The sequence below is a fragment of the Thioclava sp. JE_KL1 genome (genome assembly GCF_009296265.1).
Lineage (GTDB): Bacteria > Pseudomonadota > Alphaproteobacteria > Rhodobacterales > Rhodobacteraceae > Thioclava.
Genome location: NZ_WBJS01000001.1, coordinates 337,674 through 357,690 on the forward strand (window position 1 = coordinate 337,674; position 20,017 = coordinate 357,690).

Genomic DNA, 20,017 nt, shown 5'->3' on the forward strand with positions numbered 1-20,017 from the left:
CCTTTCGGGGCCCCGTTTTTCTTTGCCCAAAGCCGCAATTGCCGGCTGCGCGGCAAACCTCCGGCCGGACATGCTCACATTTATGTGAACAAAAAATTTCTCGCCTTTTTTCCAAAACGCGATAGCTTCGAAGGTAATACAACCTAAAGGCTAGTCACATGCTGGAGCTTATCGCACTCGTTCTTGCAGCATTCGTGGTGCTACCGCCTAGAATGCTCAGCGCAATTGGTCGCGCCGTTTATGCCGTGCTGCGTCCGGTCCTGCGCCCGTTCTACCGCTTCGCGTCGAGACGACTCCCGCGCAACGGGTACGAAGAAATTGCGAAATGCAATATCGACGAGACCAGCGAGCGCCTCTTCGATGAATTCGCCCTGCCCGAGCCGCAAGAGCGCCCGATCATCCTAGGCGAGTCGGGACGCCCGACTTATGTCGAATACCGCGCGGCTTAAGCGCGACGACCCCCTTTCCCCTGCGCGCCCGCTCACATATCCCTCTGTGAGCAGAGCCTCGACACCGGCGTTCGAAAGGGGAGACGCATGCAGCTTTGGGTGGGCCTGGGAAATCCGGGCACGAAATACGCGAACAACCGTCACAATATCGGCTTCATGGCGCTCGACCGGATCGCCGAGGATCACGGCTTTGCCCCGTGGCGCGGCAAGTTTCAGGGTCAGGTGAGTGAGGGCCGTTTCGGCTCGACCCGCGTTGTGCTGCTGAAACCCGAAACCTTCATGAACCTGTCCGGCCAGTCCGTGCGCGCGGCGGCCGATTTCTACAAGGTCGATGTCTCCGACATCACCGTCTTCCATGACGAGCTGGACCTGGCCCCCGGCAAGTGCCGCCTCAAGCAGGGTGGCGGTCATGCGGGGCATAACGGGCTGCGTTCTATCCATCAACATATGAGCCCCGACTATGCGCGGGTGCGGCTGGGGATCGGCCATCCGGGGCACAAGGATCGCGTGGCGGGCTATGTGCTCAACGATTTCCCGAAGGCGGAGCAGGAGATGCTCGACGACCTGCTGCGCGGGATCTCGGACGGGGCGCCTGCTCTGGCGGCGGGCGACGGCTCGAAATTCCTCAATGCGGTGAGCCTGCGGGTCGCGCCGCCGCGCTCATCGACCGGGACAAAAGCCCCTGCGAAAGCCGACACCCCTGCCCCGCGAGACACTCCGCAGCCCGCGCCGCAAAAGAAAGAGGCCACGGAAACCCGCAGCCCCTTCGACAAGCTCAAGGATCACTTCCGTAAGTGATCACCAGCTACCGGTGTTCTCCATGCTCGACCACGGCTCCTGGATCGGCAGCGGCTCGCCCATCTGCAGCAGTTCGATCGAGATATTGTCGGGCGAGCGCACGAAGGCCATGTGACCGTCGCGCGGCGGGCGGTTGATCGTCACGCCATTGTCCATCAGGTGCTGGCACGTCTCGTAGATGTTTTCGACGCGGTAGGCGAGGTGGCCGAAATGGCGGCTGTCCGAGGGCAGCCCGCTATCGCCGTCCCAGTTCCAGGTCAGCTCCACATCCGCCGTGCCGTCGTCCTGCTCGGGCGGGCACATGAAGACCAGCGTGAAGCGGCCCTTGTCGTTTTCGATGCGGCGGCGTTCCTTCAGGCCCAGAAGCTCGTAGAAGGCTTTCGATTTCTCGAGGTCGAGCACGCGGACCATCGTGTGCAGATATTCGATTTTCATGAACAGGCTTCCTTGGAACTGATTGCGGTTAACCGGAGGATAGCCCTTGAGGCAGCCGCGGCAAGCACCCCGGCTTATCCACAGGATATGGCGGTTCCTAGAGCCGCCCATCGCATATATAGTGGAGGTCGATTCGAGACATCCGGAGGACATCATGGCGCTCACCCCCGAACAACAAGCCGAGATCGACGCACAGCGCGCCGAGACGCAAATGACCGCGCGGGCGGTCTCGCCGGGGATGGAGAAGCGGCTCTATACCGCCCATGAAGTGCTCGATCACGGGGTGGTCCGGGTCATCGACTATATGGGCGACGACAACGCGATCGTGCAGGCGGCGCGCGTCTCCTATGGCCGGGGCACCAAGACGGTGAACAGCGACGCGGGCCTGATCCGCTACCTGATGCGGCACTGGCACTCGACCCCGTTCGAGATGTGCGAGGTCAAATTCCACGTCAAGCTTCCGGTCTTCGTGGCGCGCCAGTGGATCCGCCACCGCACCGCGAACGTCAACGAATACTCCGCGCGCTATTCGATCCTCGACCGCGAATTCTACATCCCCGAGGCCAGCCAGCTCGCCGCGCAATCGAGCCAGAACCATCAGGGCCGCGGTCAGGTGCTGGAGGGTGCCGAGGCCGCCCGCGTACTCGACATCCTGCGCGACGACGCGATGCGCGCCTATGACCATTACGAGGACATGCTGACGCCCGACGAGGACGCGGGCAAACAGGGCCTCGCGCGGGAACTGGCGCGGATGAACCTGCCCACCAATATCTACACGCAGTGGTATTGGAAGGTGGACCTGCACAACCTCTTCCACTTCCTGCGCCTGCGCGCCGACAGCCACGCGCAATACGAGATCCGCGTCTATGCCGAGACCATGTGCGACATCGTCAAGGATTGGGTGCCCGCGGCCTATTCGGCCTTCGAGGATTACCGTCTGGGCGGGGTGAACCTGTCGGGCAAGGCGGTGGAGCTGCTGAAGCGCCGTCTGGCGGGCGAGGAGATCACGCAGGAGACCTCGGGCATGAGCAAAGGGGAGTGGCGGGAGTTTTGTGAGGTTTGGGGGTGAGGCACGGCCCCGGATCTTGATCCGGGGCGAAAACGCTCCAGTGGAGCGTTTTCAGTGCCGAACGCCCGAGCGCAAGCGAGGGCTGAAGCTAGGAGCAGTCATTTGGAGCAAGCATTTTGGACCGTGTTCTGGCTCGTTATCGGCTCAGTCATCGGTGCACTAACCCAGTATTATCTTAACAAACGCACTTTCGAGTTTCAGAAGCGGAACGCTAAGAAAATTCTTGAAACTGAGATCGAGTTGAATCTCGACGCTCTCGGAGAATTTGAAAACCGCCTTAGCTACCTCCGGGAGCGCGTGGCAGCGAACCAAGTCGGCTCCTCAAACCTATTCGTGACACTAGAGAACTTCGATTACTCGGCTCTAGGGCCATTGGTGAACAGCGGACACTTCCACACGATCTTGGGAAAGGACAGAGTCAAAGATTACTTTGAGTTTGTCCGGTTTTTTCGAAACTCAAACGCAGAAACGCTTAACTCAAAACTGAAGATCGACCACGAGTTAGGCAGGTCTCTCGATACACTCGACGAATATCAAGCGAGGGCGAAAGAACTTGAGGGCAAACTTGAGAAGATAAAAACCTATCTTCAAAGGTAGAAAGCCGCCCCGCCCGGCCCCTAGGCCGGGCCGCGCCCGACCCGCCCCCAGGGCGGGCGCGATTGCGCCCTCCCTCGGGTCGGACACGGCCCTCCTCGCGATGTCCAGAGCGTGCTAGGCTCATCCCATGACCCAACGCTTCCACGCCCCCCAAGACCGCGACTATCCGACCGCTCTGGCGGAGCTGCGCCAAGGCCGTAAGACCAGCCATTGGATCTGGTGGATCTTCCCGCAACTGGCCTCGCTCGGCCGCTCTGCGCGCGCGCGGGAATACGGGATCGCGGATCTGACCGAGGCGCGGGCCTATCTCGCCGATCCGGTGTTGCGGGCGCGTCTGGTGGAGGCCTCCGAGGCGGTGCTCGCCCATGCGGGTACGCCCATCGAGGAGATCATGGGGCCGGTCGATGCGCTGAAGCTGCGCTCCTGCGCGACGCTGTTCGAGGCCGCCTCAAAGAAAAAGGAGCCGGTGTTCACCCGGCTCCTTGAGACGTTTTATGAGGGCGAGCGCTGCCCGCTGACGCTTGACGCCTTAGCCCGGTGACATCCCGCGCAGGCGCTCGGAGCGGCGGCGCAGCAGCTCGACCGTGGTCAGAAGCGCGATCGACACGAAGACGAGGATCGTGGCCACCGCAAGGATCGCGGGGCTGATCTGCTCGCGGATACCGTTCCACATCTGACGCGGGATCGTCTGCTGGTCGTAGCCGGCCACGAAGAGCACCACGACGACTTCGTCGAAGGAGGTGACGAAGGCAAACAGCGCGCCCGAGACCACGCCCGGCAGGATCAGCGGCATCACGATCTTGAAGAAGGTCGTGCGCGGATCGGCCCCGAGGTTCTGCGCCGCGCGGGTCAGCGAGTGATCGAAACCCACCAGCGTCGCGGTCACGGTGATGATCACGAAGGGAATGCCCAGGGTCGCGTGGGCCATGATGATGCCCGGATAGGAATGCGCGAGCCCGGTCTTCGAGTAGAAGAAGAACAGCCCCGTCGCGGTGATGATGATCGGCACGATCATCGGCGAGATCAGCACCGCCATGATGGCACGGCGGAACGGCATCTCGGGACGCGACAGGCCGAGGGCTGCCAGCGTGCCCAGCACCGTCGCGAGGATCGTCGAGAAGAAACCGATGATCACCGAGTTCTTCGCCACGTCGATCCAGGTCGAATGCTGCCAGGCATCCATCCACCAAGACCAGCCACGCTCCACCTGCGGCTCCTGCATCCCGAAGGTCAGCAGAAGGTCATACCAGCGCATGGAATAGCCGGAGGGGTCGAAGCTCAGCATCTTCTCGGTGAAGGTGAAATAGGGCTCCGCGTTGAAGGACAGCGGAATGATCACCACGATCGGCGCGATCAGGAAGAAGAAGATCAGGCCACAGATCACGAGATAGGCGTAGTGCCAGGTTCTCTCGAGCGGGCTTGCATATGCGGGAACGGCCATCTGTGTTTCTCCTCAGCCCAGCTTCATGTTGTCGATGCCCACCAGCCGGTCATAGAGCCAGTAGAGGATGATGACGCCGCCGAGCAGCATCGAGGCCAATGCCGCAGCAAGCGACCAGTTGAGCGATTTCTGCATGTGGAAGGCGATCATGTTCGAGATCAGCTGACCGTCTGCACCACCGACAAGGGCGGGGGTGATGTAGTAGCCGACCGACAGGATGAACACGAGAAGCGCCCCTGCCCCGATCCCCGGCAGCGTCTGCGGCAGGTAGATGCGGCGGAAGGCGGTCCACGAGGTGGCGCCAAGGCTGCGAGCCGCGCGGACATAGCTCGGCGGGATGGTCCGCATCACCGAATAGAGCGGCAGCACCATGAAGGGCAGCAGGATATGTGTCATCGCGACGATCGTGCCGGTCTGGTTATACATCATCTCCAGCCGGTTATCGTTGCCGATCAGACCCGACCAGACGAGCAGATCGTTGATCACGCCCTGCTGCTGCAACAGCACCATCCACGAGGTCGTCCGCACCAGCAGCGAGGTCCAGAACGGTAGCAGCACGAAGATCATCAGAAGGTTCGATTTCGCCAGTGGCAGCGAGGCCAACAGATGCGCGATCGGGAAGGCGAGGAACATGCAGAGCACGGTAATCACCAGCGACAGGATCGCGGTGCGGATGAACAGCTTGCCGTAGATCGCGCGCTGCGGATCGACGGGCACGATATTGTTGTCCTTGTCGCGGGTGTGGTCGGTCGCGGCGAGGTAGAAATCCACCGTGTAGGGGCTCGACGCGGAGCGCATCGCGCGCCACAGGTTCGGGTCGCTCCACCCCTCGTTCACGCCGAGGATCGACTCTTTCCACGGCGGCTCGAGACGTTCGATCTTGCGCGCGGTCGAGGTGAACAGCGAGCGCGTGCCCGCCACGTCATAGTTGATCCGGGTCCCCGCCTCGCCCTGCGTGCGGTTTTCCTTCATCTGTTTGAGGTCCGAGGCGAGCGCGGTATAGGCGCTCTCGTCGATCGGCGACCCTAGGGGGTGTTCGTTGAACCATTGCCCCAGCGCCGGCGCGTTCTTCGAGAACCCGTCGTTATAGACCGACTGCAGCAGCATCTGCCCGATCGGAACGACGAAGGTAATCAGAACGAAGAGGAACAGCGGCGCGACCAGAAGGAAGGCGCGGCGTTTTGCGCGGAGTTGAGATTTCGCGAGGGCGGCCTTCAGCGGCAGCCCGTCGGCGGTCTTCAACTGTGTTGGTTCGGGGCCGTTCAGGCTCGCATCCATCGTTGCGTCGCTCATCGTGTCTCCTTGGCCCCTTAGGGCAGCGGGGCGAGCTGCGCGCGCAAATTCGCGGCTTGCTCGGCGGGAATATCGGGCAGCATCACTCGCGTCGTGTAATTGCCGTGAAGCTTGCCATCGCGGCGAAAGCTCCAGTCGGAAATCTGGTTCGGCGCGAAGGTGATCTCGTCCCCCACATGCGCTTTGAAATGCACGGGCTCGTTCATCAGCGTGCCGGTGATTTTCTGCGCGGAGATCGAAATCGGCGCGATCCAGATATGTTCGAGGCCATCGGCGGGCGTATCGATCCCCGCCTTGAGCATGAATTGCGAGCCAGACCGGGCGCGCACCGCAGGAATGAAGACGCTCTCATAGGTCGCGCGGGCTTGGCCGATCGCCGCGTTCATCTTCGTATCGCCGGTCTCGTAGCCAACGACCGCATCGTCTTGCGCCTGAGCGTGCAAGGCAGCGGGCAACGACAGACAAAGACCGATGCACAAACAGGCCAGTGACGACCGGAAAGCTGACATCCGCGGGGCTCCTGACATCGAACAGGTCGAGCCGCGCGACATGGAAATGCCGCGCGGCCCTATTGGCTTTAGCCAGCGAGCCAAGCGTTGAAGCGCTCGCTCAGTTCGGTGTCGTGGTCAGCCCAGAACTCCGAGTCGTTGACCAGGGCGTTCTGCATGTTGTTTTCCGCGGTGGGCATGTGCGGGCCCATCTCGGTTTTGCCGTCCTGATACATACCGACCATCGGAGCCGAGGACTTACGTGCCGGACCGTAGGAGATCCACTTCGCCTGGTTGGCGAGCTGCTGGGTCTCGGTCGCGAACTTCAGATATTTCTTCGCGGCTTCCATATGGGGCGCGCCCTTCGGGATCACGAAGAAGTCGAAGTCCATCAGCTGACCGTCCCAGACGATCTTGAAGGGCTGGCCCTCGGCGACTTCGGCGTTGAAGATACGGCCGTTATAGGCGGTCGACATCACGACTTCCCCATCGGCGAGGAGCTGCGGCGGCTGCGCACCGGCATCCCACCAGACGACGTCGCCCTTGATCTTGTCGAGTTCGGCGAAGGCCTTGTCGACGCCCTCGGGGGTGCCGAGCTCCTTGTAGACGTCCGCAGCCGGAACGCCTGCGCCCATCAGAGCGAATTCCAGCGTGCCTTTGGCCGACTTGCGCAGACCGCGCTTGCCCGGGTACTTCGCGGTGTCGAAGAAGTCGGCGATCGAGGTCGGCTCACCGTCAACTTTGTCCGAGTTGTAGGACATCACGGTCGACCAAACGATGTTCGCCACACCACAATCGGTGAAGGAGCCATCGATGAAGTCTTCGCTTGCCGGGGTGCCGTCGGGCGACGCGGCCAGATCGGAGTCGGGGTCGATCGGCTCGAGCAGACCTTCGTCGCACAGGCGGATCGCGTCGGACTTCTCAACATCGGCCACGTCGACCGACACGTTGTTCGCCTCGACCTGTGCCTTGATCGGGGTCGCCGGGTTGTCGGCGGCTTCCATGTTCACGTCGATGCCGGTCGCTTCCGCGAAGGGCTTGTTATAGGCTTCGACCTGGCTTTTCTCGTAGGCGCCGCCCCAGGAAAGGACAGTGACTTCCTCGGCCTGCGCCGCACCGGCCACGAGGCCGACGAGCGCGGTGCTCAGGATCATTGCTTTTTTCATCTTGGTCTTACTCCCAGTTGGTTGAGCTTTTGTGGTTTCGCGACGTTTTCGCCGCTTGGCCGCTTTTTGCGGCAGTTCGGAGCGTGCGGAGCTTGGACCGCACGTTCCGCATTCTTTAGAGATCGAGCGCGCGCGCGTCCTGCGGGTGCCAGCCGATCTTGACCGTCTGGCCTTCCGTCAGACGCACCTGATCGAGCGTATTGCGCGATTTCATGACGAATTCCGGCGACCCGGCAACCTTCATACGGGTGCGCAGGATGTCCCCCATATAGATCACTTCGAGCACGTCGGCGTTGATCGTATGGGCGCCCGAAGGCATCATCTCGGGCTTGAATTCGACCCGCTCGGGACGGATGGAGACCAGCGTCTCCTGCCCCGCCTCGCGGATGTTCACCGCCGTCGCGTCGATGATCTCGCCGGTTTCCAGACGCACCGTGCAGGTGTCGCCATTCAGCGTCTCCACCCGGCCCGGAAGCTTGTTGTTCTCGCCGATGAACTGCGCGACGAAGCTGTTCTGCGGGCGTTCGTACAGTTCGTCCGGCGGCGCGAGTTGCTGGATGCGCCCGTCGTTGAACACGGCCACGCGGTCCGACATCGTCAGCGCCTCGCCCTGATCGTGGGTCACGTAGACCACGGTGATCCCGAGGCTTTCGTGCAGGTGCTTGATCTCGAACTGCATATGTTCGCGAAGCTGTTTGTCGAGCGCGCCGAGCGGTTCGTCCATCAGGACCAACTCGGGGTCGAAGACCAGCGCGCGGGCCAGTGCGATCCGCTGTTGCTGACCGCCCGAAAGTTGCGCCGGGCGGCGATGGATGAAGCTCCCCATCTGCACCATGTCCAGCGCGCGCTTAACCTTGGTTTCGCGCTCATCCTTGCCCATGCCCCGCACTTCGAGCGGGAAGGCGAGGTTCTCGCCCACGGTCATATGTGGAAAGAGTGCATAGTTCTGGAACACCATCCCGATGCCGCGCTTGTGCGGAGGCACCATGTTGATGTTCTGGCCGTCGAGGCGGATCTCGCCGTTGGTGGCGGTTTCGAAACCTGCAAGCATCATCAGGCAGGTGGTTTTCCCTGAACCGGACGGTCCGAGCATCGTCAGAAACTCGCCCTTGCCGATCGAGAGATTGAGATCCTTCACGACGAGCGTTTCGCCGTCATAGCTCTTCTGCACGCGGTCGAATACGACGAATCCATCGTCGCTAGCTGCGTTGTTCAAAGCGGGCTCCCCGTTGTTTTTTGTCGTTGGTCAATTCCCGTGCATGTGACTAAAGCAAGGGCATTTGCGTTTTTCAACCCGGAAATCAAAAACCCACGTCACCGACGCATCACAGCACGGTTTCGCCTGAAAAATTGCCGTTTTGCGTCGCTTGTCGCGCAAGGAGCGACCAGGACTTGCATTTGGAACGATCTAGCTTCCGCGACGTCAGCGACGGACGAACTCGTGGACCGTAGACCTCTTCCGGCGCCGCGCCGAGGAAATGGACCTGCGCCAAGGCGGGGTGGGCGCGCAGCAGATCGGTCAGATCTGAGGGGGGCAGCGCGCGCAGCGCCTGCGGTCCGGGCCAGAAACTTTCGACCCAGGCGCCCTCGGCATTGACCAACGCATGACGCGGCAGCAGCAGGTGGTGATAGATCACCTCCCGGCAGCCCCGCATCACCCGCGCCCCGCCCCATCCCGTTGCCGCTAAGTGGCGCGCGCGCGCGAGGGCGCCCTGCCCCTCCGGCACCCAGATGCAATGTTGCCCGGAGAGAACCAGCGCCTCGCCATTGCCGAACGAACCGGGCCGCAGTCGCACCGGGCAAAGCCGCGGATCAGCGGCCAGCGCCGCCGCGCCGAACCGGCGATGCGCATGCCACAGGACCGGCTGCGGCGCATCATCCAGCGTCGTGACCAGATCGCCCGGTTTCAGGGTTTCGATCCGGCGCGGCCCGCCCGGCGTAGCCAGCCGCGTGCCTTCGGTGAAACAGGGGATGCCCATCGCGTAGAGCTGCGGCGCCCCCGCCACCTGCGCGGGCGCGACGCCGGTCAGCGTCAGGCTCTCACCATTGGGAAAGCTGAGAACCGCATTGCCCGCGCCATCGTCGCTGACCGCGACATCCCAGGCATTGACCGGATTACCGGTGCCATCGGTCAGATCAGAGACGTCGAGCTGATCGAGCGTGAAGCCCGTCCCGTCATCCGTCAGATCGAAATCGGTGACGATGTCCTGCCCGTCGCCATCGCTGAAGCTGAGCGTATCGGCCCCAAGGCCGGTGGTGATCGTATCGGCCCCTGCACCGGCATCTATGACGTCATCGCCAGCGCCCGCATCGAGCGTGTCGCCCAGCGCCGAGCCGGTCAGCGTATCGGCCCCGTCGCCTGCTGCGATCGAGACGGCATTCCCCGCGGCGGAGGCATCGAATGCCTCTGCGTCGGCGGAGCCCAGAACCTCCTCGACCTCCCAGAAATAGGTGACGGTAATGCCGCCGTCATAACTGATCGCGCCGGTTTCCCAACCCGTCCAGAGGACGACGGCCTCACCCGGACCAAGCTCGATCACGTCCCAATCGGTGCCGCCTTCGCCGCCGAAGATCGTCTCGGCCCCGTCCCCGGCATAAAGCAGGAAAGTGTCGGCATCGTCGCCGCCATGCAGCTCGTCAGCCCCTGCCCCGCCGGTGAGCGTATCGCTACCGCCCACGCCCTGTAGCGTATCGTCGCCCGCCCCTCCCGAGATCAGGTCGTCGCCGCCCAGCGCCCAGATCGTGTCGTTGCCGTCTCCGCCCGAAAGCGTGTCCGCGCCCGATCCGCCGGTGATCGTGTCGGCGCCGCCGCCACCGTCGATCGAGACGCCGCTGGCATCATTGGTGGCGTCGATCACGTCGCCCTGCTGCGACCCGACAATCCCTTCGATCTCACTGAAGGTCGCCGCGTTTCCACCGGCGCTGGCCGTTCCGCTCTCCGATCCGGAGAAGGTGACGGCCACGCCGCTCGCCGTGTAATAGGTGAAGTTGAGCTGGTCGAAATCGCTGCCCGTGGTGACAGTCTCGCCGCCGAAGACCGTATCGCTGCCCCACGCGTCGCTCAGGTAGAACGTGTCGGCATCGGCATCGCCGTAGAGGAGGTCGCTCCCGGCCTCGCCCGCGAGGTGATCGGCCCCGTCCCCGCCCGAGATCGTGTCGTCCCCCGTCCCGCCGAGGATGGTATCCGAGCCCGCCTCGCCCAGAATCGAGTCGTTGCCATCCTCGCCATAGAGATAGTCGTTCCCCGAGCCACCAAGGATCGTGTCATCCCCGGCCTCGCCATGGACGACGTCGTCATCATCCCCGCCCTCGACGTAATCCGCGCCGCCCCCGGCCCAGACCGTATCACTTCCGGCGCCGCCATAGATGGTGTCGTCATAGTCATAGAAGGTGCCCGAAATATCGTCGATCAGATCATTGCCATCGCCGCCATAGACCAGATCGCCCTCGGCCAAAGTGCCGCCGCCGGAACCGTAGTAAATCGTGTCGTCGCCCGCGCCACCGTCGATCGTGTCGGCGCCAGCGCCCCCATCGAACAGGTCGTTCGACGCGCCGCCTTGCAGCGAGTCGTAAAGAGCGCCGCCCTGAATCGTATTGGCCGCATCTGGATCGTAGGTGGCACTGAGCAGAGCGGAATAGGCCGGACCCGTCGAGATATCGACGATCGAAGTGACTTCGTAGGTGACGCCAGGCTGCAGCGGTTGATCAGCAACCTCCCCGATGATCGCCCCACCAATCTCGAGGATGTAGACAGTGTTCGTCGAGCCGTCCGGGGCGAGCAGCGTGAACGCGTTCTCGATATAGACCTGCCCGGAAGCGATTAGCGCACCGGAGGCATCGGTCACCGAGACAGTTTGCGTGCTGTCGTTGCCGATCTCGTCGTTGAAACTGTCGCCCGAGAGGTTCGCGCCATCGTCGGTGAAGGTAAAGACGCGTCCGCTCGTATCGACGTCCCAACTCGGGTCGATCATGAAGCGGCTTCCGGTGACGACGGTCGAGCCGCCGCCCTCGATCAGGAAATCCGATCGGAAATAGCCATGAAAGACGTAACTCGTCATCGCACGATCGCCCGATCAGCCCCAAAACGGTTTCACACAAGGGCGATCATCGCGCGCGTCTCCCAAGGCAGGGTTAACGCGCGCGAGAGAGTTCTTGCGATTTGAGATAAATCGGTCGGGGTTCAGCCCGGCGTGACCGTATTGTCGGGTTGCCACGGCGCGAGGCCGGATGCATCCACGGGCAGCGACAGCGCCGCGCCATCCGATGCCCCCGCCGGATCGAGCGGCGGAAACTGCGCCATCCGCGCCGCCACCCGGCTCGCGCACAGCCGCCCGCCGCGGTCGTTGAGATGGACGAGCAGATCGCCCCCAGCCTCGACCGCGAGATACCAGCCGCGCGTCGCGAGGTTGATGCCGCTCTCGCCCCACAGATCGATCAACGGGATCCCCCAGCGATCGGCCACACGCGCATGCACCGCGTTGCGCTCGAAATGGCCCTGCGGCCAGTCGATCGTGCCATCGAAAGACCAGAAAGCCTGCGGCTCGCGCACGATGAACAGCCGATGATCGGGCACCCCGTCGAAGCCGCTCGCCGCAAGATAATTGGCGGTCATCGTGTGCCAGAGACCTTCATAGGTCACGATATGCCCGGTGCTCAGCGGCGCAGACAGGAAGGCCGCCGCACCATCCGCGGCGTTGCGCGCCTCGAACTCGTTCTGCTCGGCCTCGGTCATGATCCGATCGCAGCTATAGGGGGTACCGGGCTGCGGAACGCAATAGACCGCGCGCGCCTCGGCGCTGCCGGTATTGCGATGCTCATAGAGGATATCGAAGCCGGGCTGCGTGCCGGGGGCCGTGAAACAGGCCCCGGCTTGCGTCGCCGCGAGCCCCTCTGCGGGGCCTGCGAAATGCCCGACGGAGAGCGCCGCCGCCTTCGCCGCCAGCCCCGCGATCTGCGCCCCATCGAGCGCGAGGGTTTGATACCCGGCATTCGCGAGATCCGTCACCCCGTCATTCGCGCCGAGCCAGAAGATCGTCGCCGCACTCCGGTCCCGGACACCCGCGCTCAGGCCCAGCGTCGTCGCGTTTCCTGCGGTCGCATCGCTGAAATTGATCAGGTCGTTCGCGAGTCCCGCCATATAGTCGCGCGAGAACATACCCGTCACACCCTCGCCCGGCTTGGGCTGCAAGGTGCCACCCGAGATCCCGCGCACCGAGTGCCCCTCGAGCGACAGCATCTCGCGCAGATGCGGTTGCCACATGACCTGCGAGACCAGCGAATGGCCCAAAGTGATAACCCTCTTGCCCGCCCAAGGGGAGCGCAGCGCCTCCGCCATGTCGGCAAGATCCGCGCGGGCCGCCTGCCCCGCCTGCTGGGCGTAGCCCGTCTGGACCGCACGCACCGCGTCGAAGCTGATCGCCTGCGCGGTCTCGGGCAGCGGATGATAGGGGGCACCAAGCCGCGCCAGCGCCTCGGCCACCTCCGTTTCGCTGAGGTCGAATGCGGGCTCGCCGGCCACGCCCAGATCGACCAGCATGAAGCAGCGCAGCGTGAGCTTCAGCGACAGGGTCAGGAGGTTCTGATCGCTCTCGTCGCGCGGGCTCGCGAACTCGATATAGGGATTGCCGCGCGTGGCGCTCGTCTCGGCGGTGAAGCACCGCGCAACGCGGTGGCGGATCGGTGCACCTGTGTTACCCACCTGCACGCGCAGCGCGTCCATCGCCGATCCCGGCGTCGATTGAAGCACGAAGGGACGCCAGCCGAGCGTATCGATGCCGCTTGCTGCCACATCGCCCTCCGCGTCGAAATCGGCGTAAAGCGCGTAGCGATGCCCCGCGACCAGATCGACGCCCGCGCCGGGGACGTCTTTGTAGATCAGCATCGCGCCGAAGCTTTGCCCCGACAGGCTCCGCGCGACCTCTGCTCCCTCGGGGGCCCAGCTTACAGCATCCGCCCCCGAGATGGCCCACCCTGCAGCACCGTCTCGAAAGTCGTTGCCGCCGAAGACCGAGCGCATACCAGAGAAACTCCGCGCCGCCAGCGCTTCAGAAGACGGGTAGCTCGCGACTTCCTCGGCGATGCCTCCGGCCGCGTGACGGTAGAGCGTCGCGAAACGCGCGCCCTCGCTAGCCACACTGAAATGCGCGCCTTCCGCCGTGGCCCCGAGCCCGTCGGCAACGCTCGCATGAACTCCTCCGCTCAGCATCGCGGCATCGCGCGCCAGTTCCGCCGCCGCCCGGCTCTCCGCAGCCGCCGCGCTGGCCGCCGCCGCCGCCGTCGCCTCTATGCCCGCCGCTTGTTCCCCGGCCTGCGCCGCCTCCGCCCACGCCTGCGAGCTTTGCGTGCCCGGCCCGCCCGGGGCCGTGCCTTCCGCCCAAGCCTGCGCCAGCGCGACATATACCGCGCTCGCCTCCGAGGGCGGCGTATCTGCGGGCGCTTCCACGGGGGCAGTCGCGATACAATTGGCGAAACTCTCGCTTGGTGCTTCGGGCACCCGGGCCAGAAACTCCCAATGCAACTCCCACGCGTCACCGAAACAGGTGCCGTGATAGTCGCCCGCAGGCAGATCGATCGCGAGCGCGCCTCCCGCGTCGGTCTGGGCAGAGACGATCCGCGGCACGCGCACCGTGACGCCGCCTTGCTCGACGGTCGAGACGATTCCGCCCAGCCGCTCGAAGCTGACGGTGCAATTGGCGCTAATCGTCCCGTCTGGGGATGTGACGATTCCGGTGATGTGGCAGGTCATGCGATCCTCGCTCAGGGTAAGCCGCTGTCGAGGGATAGGATTAGCAAGAGGCCCTACCGAGCTTTGAACCGAGCGCACGGTGCTCGCCAGAAACCATCAGCCCATTGAAACCAAATGGAAAAAGTCAAAGCGGGAGACGTACAGACCTGCGCGCGCATCTGCGCTGCAACGAGAGATTTTCGATCTAGGGAATACCGCCTCGGGTCTGTCAGCTTTCTCTTCAGGAGAGAAATGGTGCGGTCGAGAAGACTCGAACTTCCACGGGAGTTACCCCACAGCGACCTCAACGCTGCGCGTCTACCAATTCCGCCACGACCGCACTGTCTAGGCTTGGTGTGGCGCGTATTAGCCAAAGGCTTGGGGGATGAAAAGGGGATATTTCGGGATTGGCGAGAATTTTTCGCATTCGCGCTCTTGCCGTTGCGACAGGCCGGGCGGTCCCGGCCTGTCGCGGGGTGCAGGTTATTGCGGCGCCGCGGTTTCCACGAGCTCCGCCGCCTTCGCCGCAAAGCTCGGCAGCGCCATCGCGGGCTTCGGCGCCGTAGCGGCGTCGGCGCGACCGTTCATCATCAGGGCCGCCTTGCGGATCAGGCCGCTGCGTTCGGGCTGCGCGGGCGCGAATACCGGCTGCGCCGAAAGCGCGTTCTCATACCAGCCCATCGCGAGATCGGGGCGCTCGGCCGTGCCGATTCCCTGCATCAGGTGATGGCCGACCAGTTCGTCATAGGCGCCCTCGCCCAGACCACCCAGAACCAGCGCCGAGCCCAGCGCCACATCCATGTCGTCGGTGCGGTAGCCGACCGACAGGCAGACCTTCGCGGTGCCCGATAGCTGCGCCGGGCTCATCCCCGAGCCGTCGATGAAGCTTTTCACCTTGGCAAGCGTCGCCTCGCGCGGGGTGGTGCCGACGGCAGCCACCTGCTCGGAGAGAAGCGCGCCGAAATCGCGGCATTGCGCGGCGATCTGTTCGGGCGTGAAGCCGCCGATATTGGCCTCGAGCTCCGCACCTTCGTCCAAGGCATAGCCGCGCGCGAGGCAGAACTGCTCGCCCAAGGCCTGCCCCGGATCGGTCAGCGAAGCCTCGGTGGCGAAGCCGCCATTGGACGAGGTAACGAGACTGGTCTTCGCGCAGAAAGACGCAAGCGACACCGGCACGGGTTCCGTAACCGGCGCGGGTGCAACAAAGGACGGCATCGCGGGCGCCGGCTGCGAAGCCATCTGCGTCGCGAAGGACGGCGCGGCTGGAGCAGGCGCAGGCGCTGCAGCCGTTACCGGCGCGTTGCTCTGGGCACCCGTATCGGCCTTCTGGCACGCCCCCGCCTGACAGGTGAACATCGCAGGCGTCGCGTTGTAGGCCTGAAAATCGTTGCGCGAGAAGCCGCTCGGCGTCGAGGCGAAGACCCGCACCGCGCAGCTCTTGTCGTTGCACCAGAAGCCCGGCCCCAGAACTGAAGTATCGAGCAGATAATCGGTGCGTCCGTCATTGTTCAGATCGGCCAGCTGCACGAAGCCAGACCGCGCCATCAGCTGCTGCGGCTCCACGTTGGAGCTACGTGCGATCTCGAACACGGCCTCGGAAATCTGCGGCGGCAAGCCCCCGATCGAATTGCCGGCGTAGGTCGATTTCCCCGTGCCCAGCATCTGCTCGCGCGTCTGCAAGAGAAGCCCGCGCATCCCCTGCGGATGGGTCGAGATCGTCTGTGTGATCGCAGCGCCGCCAATACTCGCCTTCTGATACGACGTGGTCAGGATGGTGCGCTCCAGATCGGTCAGCTTGCCCGTGATCGGGAAATCCATGAAGGCCTGATATTGCGAGATGCCCGAGCGCGAGTTGCGCCCCAGCACCCCATCCGGCGTGCCGACATTCCACCCGAAGTGGTTGAGCGAGACCTGAACTTCGCGATTGGCCTCGCGCTGCGCCGACGACATGGTCGGCTTCTTGTAATAGGTGCGCTTCGTGACCCTGCGCGGCTGGCGGTTGGCCTCGTTCACGATCGCGCCGCCGATGATCCCTCCGATCACCCCACCCACGATATCCGAGCCGCCCGCCAGCGCCGGCACGGCCGGCCCTCCGGTAACGACAGCGAGCGCAAGACCCGCCAGAACGAACTTGTGTTTCATCCCTGAACCCTCCAATCAAATAACTTCCGGTCTTGCCTGTTGCCCCGCAAATTCCATGTTTCTGCACGACAGGACCGGTCGGAATGTGACCGGCGCGGGGGGTGCGCGACCTTACCAATAGGTCAAGTTTGCGCTCCGAATCGGTGATGTGGCAAGGAATATTGACGTCGGGTGAGGAATTCCGGCGGGTGAGGTTAAGAAATGGTCGAATGGCGCGTAAGTGACAGCCCGGTCCCCTATCGTGAGGCGCTGGCCTTCATGGAGGACCGCGTGGCCAAGATCGCCGCGGGCGAGGCCGAGGAGATGATCTGGCTTCTCGAGCACCCGCCGCTCTACACGGCTGGCACCTCCGCCAAGCGCGAGGATCTCGTCGATCCCGACCGTTTTCCCGTCTTCGAGGCCGGGCGCGGCGGCCAATACACCTATCATGGCCCCGGCCAGCGCGTCGCCTATGTGATGCTCGACCTGAACAAGCGCGGGCGCGACGTGCGCTGCTTCGTGCGCCAGCTCGAGGATTGGGTGATCGCCGCGCTCGACGAGTTCAACGTGAAGGGCGAGATTCGCGATGGTCGCGTCGGCGTCTGGGTTCAGCGTCCCGACAAGCCGAAGGCGGCGGATGGCAGCCTGCGCGAGGACAAGATCGCCGCGATCGGGGTGAAGCTGCGCAAATGGGTCAGCTTCCACGGCATCTCGATCAACGTGGAGCCGGACCTGTCGCATTTCGAGGGAATCGTGCCATGCGGGATTCGCGATCACGGGGTGACGAGCCTCGTCGATCTCGGCCTGCCGGTCGAAATGGCGGATCTTGATCTCGCGCTACGTGCGACATTCTGTCGCATTTTTGTGAGTAAACTAAATGCGACCTCAGAAGTTTAGTGGACACATAGGCAATCATGCATGTTAGAACGCCCTTCAAGGCAGCGTGACTGCCCTGTGAAAGCCGGGTCGGGAGGGCCCGAGCTTCGTCTCAAAATGAACAAGGAAGACGCGATGAAACTCAGCCTTATTGCCATGATCACCGCCGTCACCGTTGCGAGCCCCGCGCTTGCGCAGGACGTCGAGAAAGGCAAAAACGAATTCAAGCGGTGCAAGGCCTGTCACTCGATCGTCGCCCCCGATGGCACTGCGATCTACAAAGGCGGCAAGGTCGGCCCGAACCTCTACAACGTGATCGGTCGCAAGGTCGCATCCGTGGATGGCTATAAATACAAGGACGGGATCAAGGAATACGCCGATACTGGCGCCGTCTGGACCGAAGAGCTGCTCGCCGAATACATCACCGATCCGTCGAAGTTCCTCGAGGAGCAGACCGGCGATCCCAAGGCGAAATCGGGCATGGCCTACAAACAACGCAAGGACCAGGCGGACATCGCCGCTTACCTCGGTTCGGCAGAAGTGTCGCCCGACGCGCCCGCGTCCTGATCGCGACATAAACGCATCACGCGTTCGTTGGCGGACCCTTTCGAGGGTCCGCTTTTTTTATGCCGGCGTCGCGGATTCGCAACGCTCGCGCGGTGCCACGCCGACGCTCGCACAGCCTGCCAAGGGCGCGAGATCACGGATCACTCACGCCTGACAGGGCTGCGACATTTTTTCACGGATGCGTGTGCAGAATTCTTGCCCTGCCATCGAAATATTCATAACCTCCGTTCATTCAGGCCCAAAGGGACGGGAGACCCGGGTCTGACGGGAGAAATGGGAGATCACTATGGCGGACGCAGCCGTTCACGGCGAGGGCGCACATGACACGCGCGGGTTCTTTACCCGTTGGTTCATGTCGACCAATCACAAGGATATCGGGATCTTGTATCTCTTCACCGCAGGCGCGGTGGGGCTGATCTCGGTCCTGTTCACAGTTTACATGCGCCTCGAGCTGATGGAGCCGGGCGTGCAATACATGTGCGCCGAGGGCGCGCGCTTCATCGCTTCGGCCGAGGAATGCACCCCCGACGGGCACCTCTGGAACGTGATGATCACCTATCACGGCGTCCTGATGATGTTCTTCGTCGTCATTCCGGCGCTGTTCGGGGGCTTCGGCAACTATTTCATGCCGCTCCAGATCGGCGCGCCGGACATGGCGTTCCCGCGGATGAACAACCTCAGCTACTGGCTCTATGTCGCGGGCACCTCGCTCGGGATCGCTTCGCTGCTCGCCCCCGGTGGCGGCGGCGGCGCAGGCTCGGGCGTGGGCTGGGTGCTCTACCCGCCGCTGTCCGTGAACGAGGGCGGCTATTCGATGGATCTCGCGATCTTCGCCGTGCACGTTTCGGGCGCCAGCTCGATCCTCGGCGCGATCAACATGATCACGACCTTCCTCAACATGCGGACGCCGGGCATGACGCTGCACAAGGTGCCGCTGTTTGCCTGGTCGATCTTCGTGACCTCCTGGCTGATCCTGCTGTCGCTGCCGGTTCTGGCAGGCGCAATCACCATGCTGCTGATGGACCGTAACTTCGGCACCACCTTCTTCGACCCGTCGGGCGGCGGCGATCCGATCCTCTACCAGCACATCCTGTGGTTCTTCGGACACCCCGAGGTCTACATCATCATCCTGCCGGGCTTCGGCATCATCAGCCACGTCATCGCGACCTTCTCCAAGAAGCCGGTCTTCGGCTACCTGCCGATGGTCTACGCGATGGTGGCGATCGGTGTTCTGGGCTTCGTCGTCTGGGCGCACCACATGTACACGGTGGGCCTGTCGCTGACCCAGCAGAGCTACTTCATGGTGGCGACGATGGTGATCGCGGTGCCAACGGGCGTGAAGGTATTCAGCTGGATCGCGACGATGTGGGGCGGCTCGATCGAGTTCAAGACGCCGATGCTCTGGGCGATCGGCTTCCTCTTCCTGTTCACCATCGGCGGCGTGACCGGCGTGGTGCTGTCGCAGGCGCCGCTCGACCGCGTCTATCACGACACCTACTACGTCGTGGCGCACTTCCACTACGTGATGTCGCTGGGGGCGGTGTTCGCGATCTTCGCGGGCGTCTACTTCTGGATCGGCAAGATGTCGGGCCGCCAGTACCCGGAATGGGCCGGCAAGCTGCACTTCTGGATGATGTTCATCGGGTCGAACCTGATCTTCTTCCCGCAGCACTTCCTGGGCCGTCAGGGCATGCCGCGCCGTTACATCGACTATCCGGAGGCCTTCGCCACCTGGAACTACATCAGCTCGATCGGTGCGTTCATCTCGTTCGCCAGCTTCGTGTTCTTCATCGGCATCGTGTTCTACACCCTGTTCAAGGGTAAGCGCGTCACCGAGAACAACTACTGGAACGAGTATGCCGACACGCTGGAGTGGACCCTGCCCTCCCCGCCGCCGGAGCACACTTTCGAGGAGCTCCCGAAGCGCGAGGATTGGGATCACGCCCACGCGCACTAGTGATCTAGATCTCCTGATAACGAGAACGGCCCCGGA

17 protein-coding genes and 1 tRNA gene are annotated in these 20,017 nt (G+C 63.4%); 8 read left to right on the forward strand and 10 right to left on the reverse strand.

Features of this window, described 5'->3' with window-relative positions:
- The first annotated feature begins 158 nt into the window (after nucleotides 1–158).
- Nucleotides 159–449 (forward strand): hypothetical protein, encoded by a 291-nt coding sequence (locus F8R15_RS01425; protein ID WP_078599527.1) that lies wholly within the window; start codon nucleotides 159–161, stop codon nucleotides 447–449.
- An 87-nt stretch (nucleotides 450–536) separates the two neighbouring features.
- Entirely contained in the window at nucleotides 537–1,247 is a 711-nt protein-coding gene (gene pth / locus F8R15_RS01430) for an aminoacyl-tRNA hydrolase (protein ID WP_152843054.1), read from the forward strand.
- Here pth and F8R15_RS01435 read toward each other — a convergent pair whose 3' ends face one another.
- Nucleotides 1,248–1,682: a VOC family protein gene (locus tag F8R15_RS01435; protein WP_152843057.1), complete on the reverse strand. Its 435-nt coding sequence runs from the start codon at nucleotides 1,680–1,682 to the stop codon at nucleotides 1,248–1,250. It abuts the gene before it with no gap.
- 154 nt (nucleotides 1,683–1,836) lie between these two features.
- Here F8R15_RS01435 and thyX point away from each other — a divergent pair, with 154 nt between their 5' ends.
- From thyX to F8R15_RS01450, 3 genes are all read left to right on the forward strand, one after another.
- Nucleotides 1,837–2,751, forward strand: a complete 915-nt coding sequence (gene thyX / locus F8R15_RS01440; protein ID WP_088721956.1) for an FAD-dependent thymidylate synthase — start codon at nucleotides 1,837–1,839, stop codon at nucleotides 2,749–2,751.
- Between the two features lie 102 nt (nucleotides 2,752–2,853).
- The gene (locus F8R15_RS01445) at nucleotides 2,854–3,348 is read left to right on the forward strand and encodes a hypothetical protein (RefSeq protein WP_152843058.1); all 495 of its coding nucleotides are present in this window, start codon (nucleotides 2,854–2,856) and stop codon (nucleotides 3,346–3,348) included.
- A 127-nt stretch (nucleotides 3,349–3,475) separates the two neighbouring features.
- Nucleotides 3,476–3,889: a DUF1810 domain-containing protein gene (locus F8R15_RS01450; protein ID WP_152843060.1), complete on the forward strand. Its 414-nt coding sequence runs from the start codon at nucleotides 3,476–3,478 to the stop codon at nucleotides 3,887–3,889.
- On the opposite strand, the gene F8R15_RS01455 is transcribed toward F8R15_RS01450, so the two are convergent.
- The 9 genes from F8R15_RS01455 to F8R15_RS01495 all read right to left on the reverse strand — a co-directional run bounded on the left by F8R15_RS01455 (nucleotide 3,878) and on the right by F8R15_RS01495 (nucleotide 16,602).
- Entirely contained in the window at nucleotides 3,878–4,789 is a 912-nt protein-coding gene (locus F8R15_RS01455) for an ABC transporter permease (protein ID WP_078539814.1), read from the reverse strand. The two genes, F8R15_RS01450 and F8R15_RS01455, sit on opposite strands and share 12 nt — an antisense overlap.
- 12 nt (nucleotides 4,790–4,801) lie before the next feature.
- A complete protein-coding gene (locus F8R15_RS01460) occupies nucleotides 4,802–6,082 on the reverse strand; it encodes an ABC transporter permease (protein WP_078519758.1) in 1,281 nt (426 codons plus the stop codon).
- A 17-nt stretch (nucleotides 6,083–6,099) separates the two neighbouring features.
- The gene (locus F8R15_RS01465) at nucleotides 6,100–6,591 is read right to left on the reverse strand and encodes a YegJ family protein (protein WP_172976137.1); all 492 of its coding nucleotides are present in this window, start codon (nucleotides 6,589–6,591) and stop codon (nucleotides 6,100–6,102) included.
- A gap of 68 nt (nucleotides 6,592–6,659) precedes the next feature.
- A complete protein-coding gene (locus F8R15_RS01470) occupies nucleotides 6,660–7,736 on the reverse strand; it encodes an ABC transporter substrate-binding protein (protein WP_078546060.1) in 1,077 nt (358 codons plus the stop codon).
- 115 nt (nucleotides 7,737–7,851) lie between these two features.
- Nucleotides 7,852–8,952, reverse strand: coding sequence for an ABC transporter ATP-binding protein (locus F8R15_RS01475; RefSeq protein WP_078519761.1), 1,101 nt, complete (start codon nucleotides 8,950–8,952; stop codon nucleotides 7,852–7,854).
- A 109-nt stretch (nucleotides 8,953–9,061) separates the two neighbouring features.
- On the reverse strand, nucleotides 9,062–11,794 hold the full coding sequence (locus F8R15_RS01480) for a Hint domain-containing protein (RefSeq protein WP_152843063.1): 2,733 nt from the start codon (nucleotides 11,792–11,794) through the stop codon (nucleotides 9,062–9,064).
- Nucleotides 11,795–11,916: 122 nt separating this feature from the next.
- Nucleotides 11,917–14,481, reverse strand: a complete 2,565-nt coding sequence (locus F8R15_RS01485; protein WP_152843065.1) for a hypothetical protein — start codon at nucleotides 14,479–14,481, stop codon at nucleotides 11,917–11,919.
- A gap of 232 nt (nucleotides 14,482–14,713) precedes the next feature.
- Nucleotides 14,714–14,800 (reverse strand) — tRNA-Leu (locus tag F8R15_RS01490).
- Nucleotides 14,801–14,943: 143 nt separating this feature from the next.
- Nucleotides 14,944–16,602 (reverse strand): peptidoglycan-binding domain-containing protein, encoded by a 1,659-nt coding sequence (locus F8R15_RS01495; protein WP_152843067.1) that lies wholly within the window; start codon nucleotides 16,600–16,602, stop codon nucleotides 14,944–14,946.
- Between the two features lie 201 nt (nucleotides 16,603–16,803).
- On the opposite strand from F8R15_RS01495, the gene lipB reads away from it, so the two are divergent.
- The 3 genes from lipB to ctaD all read left to right on the forward strand — a co-directional run bounded on the left by lipB (nucleotide 16,804) and on the right by ctaD (nucleotide 19,981).
- Nucleotides 16,804–17,478, forward strand: a complete 675-nt coding sequence (gene lipB, locus F8R15_RS01500; protein ID WP_152843070.1) for a lipoyl(octanoyl) transferase LipB — start codon at nucleotides 16,804–16,806, stop codon at nucleotides 17,476–17,478.
- Nucleotides 17,479–17,592: 114 nt separating this feature from the next.
- Complete coding sequence (locus F8R15_RS01505) at nucleotides 17,593–18,024, forward strand: cytochrome c family protein (RefSeq protein ID WP_078520032.1); 432 nt, start codon at nucleotides 17,593–17,595, stop codon at nucleotides 18,022–18,024.
- A gap of 286 nt (nucleotides 18,025–18,310) precedes the next feature.
- The gene (gene ctaD / locus F8R15_RS01510) at nucleotides 18,311–19,981 is read left to right on the forward strand and encodes a cytochrome c oxidase subunit I (protein WP_078539822.1); all 1,671 of its coding nucleotides are present in this window, start codon (nucleotides 18,311–18,313) and stop codon (nucleotides 19,979–19,981) included.
- Nucleotides 19,982–20,017: the final 36 nt, after the last annotated feature.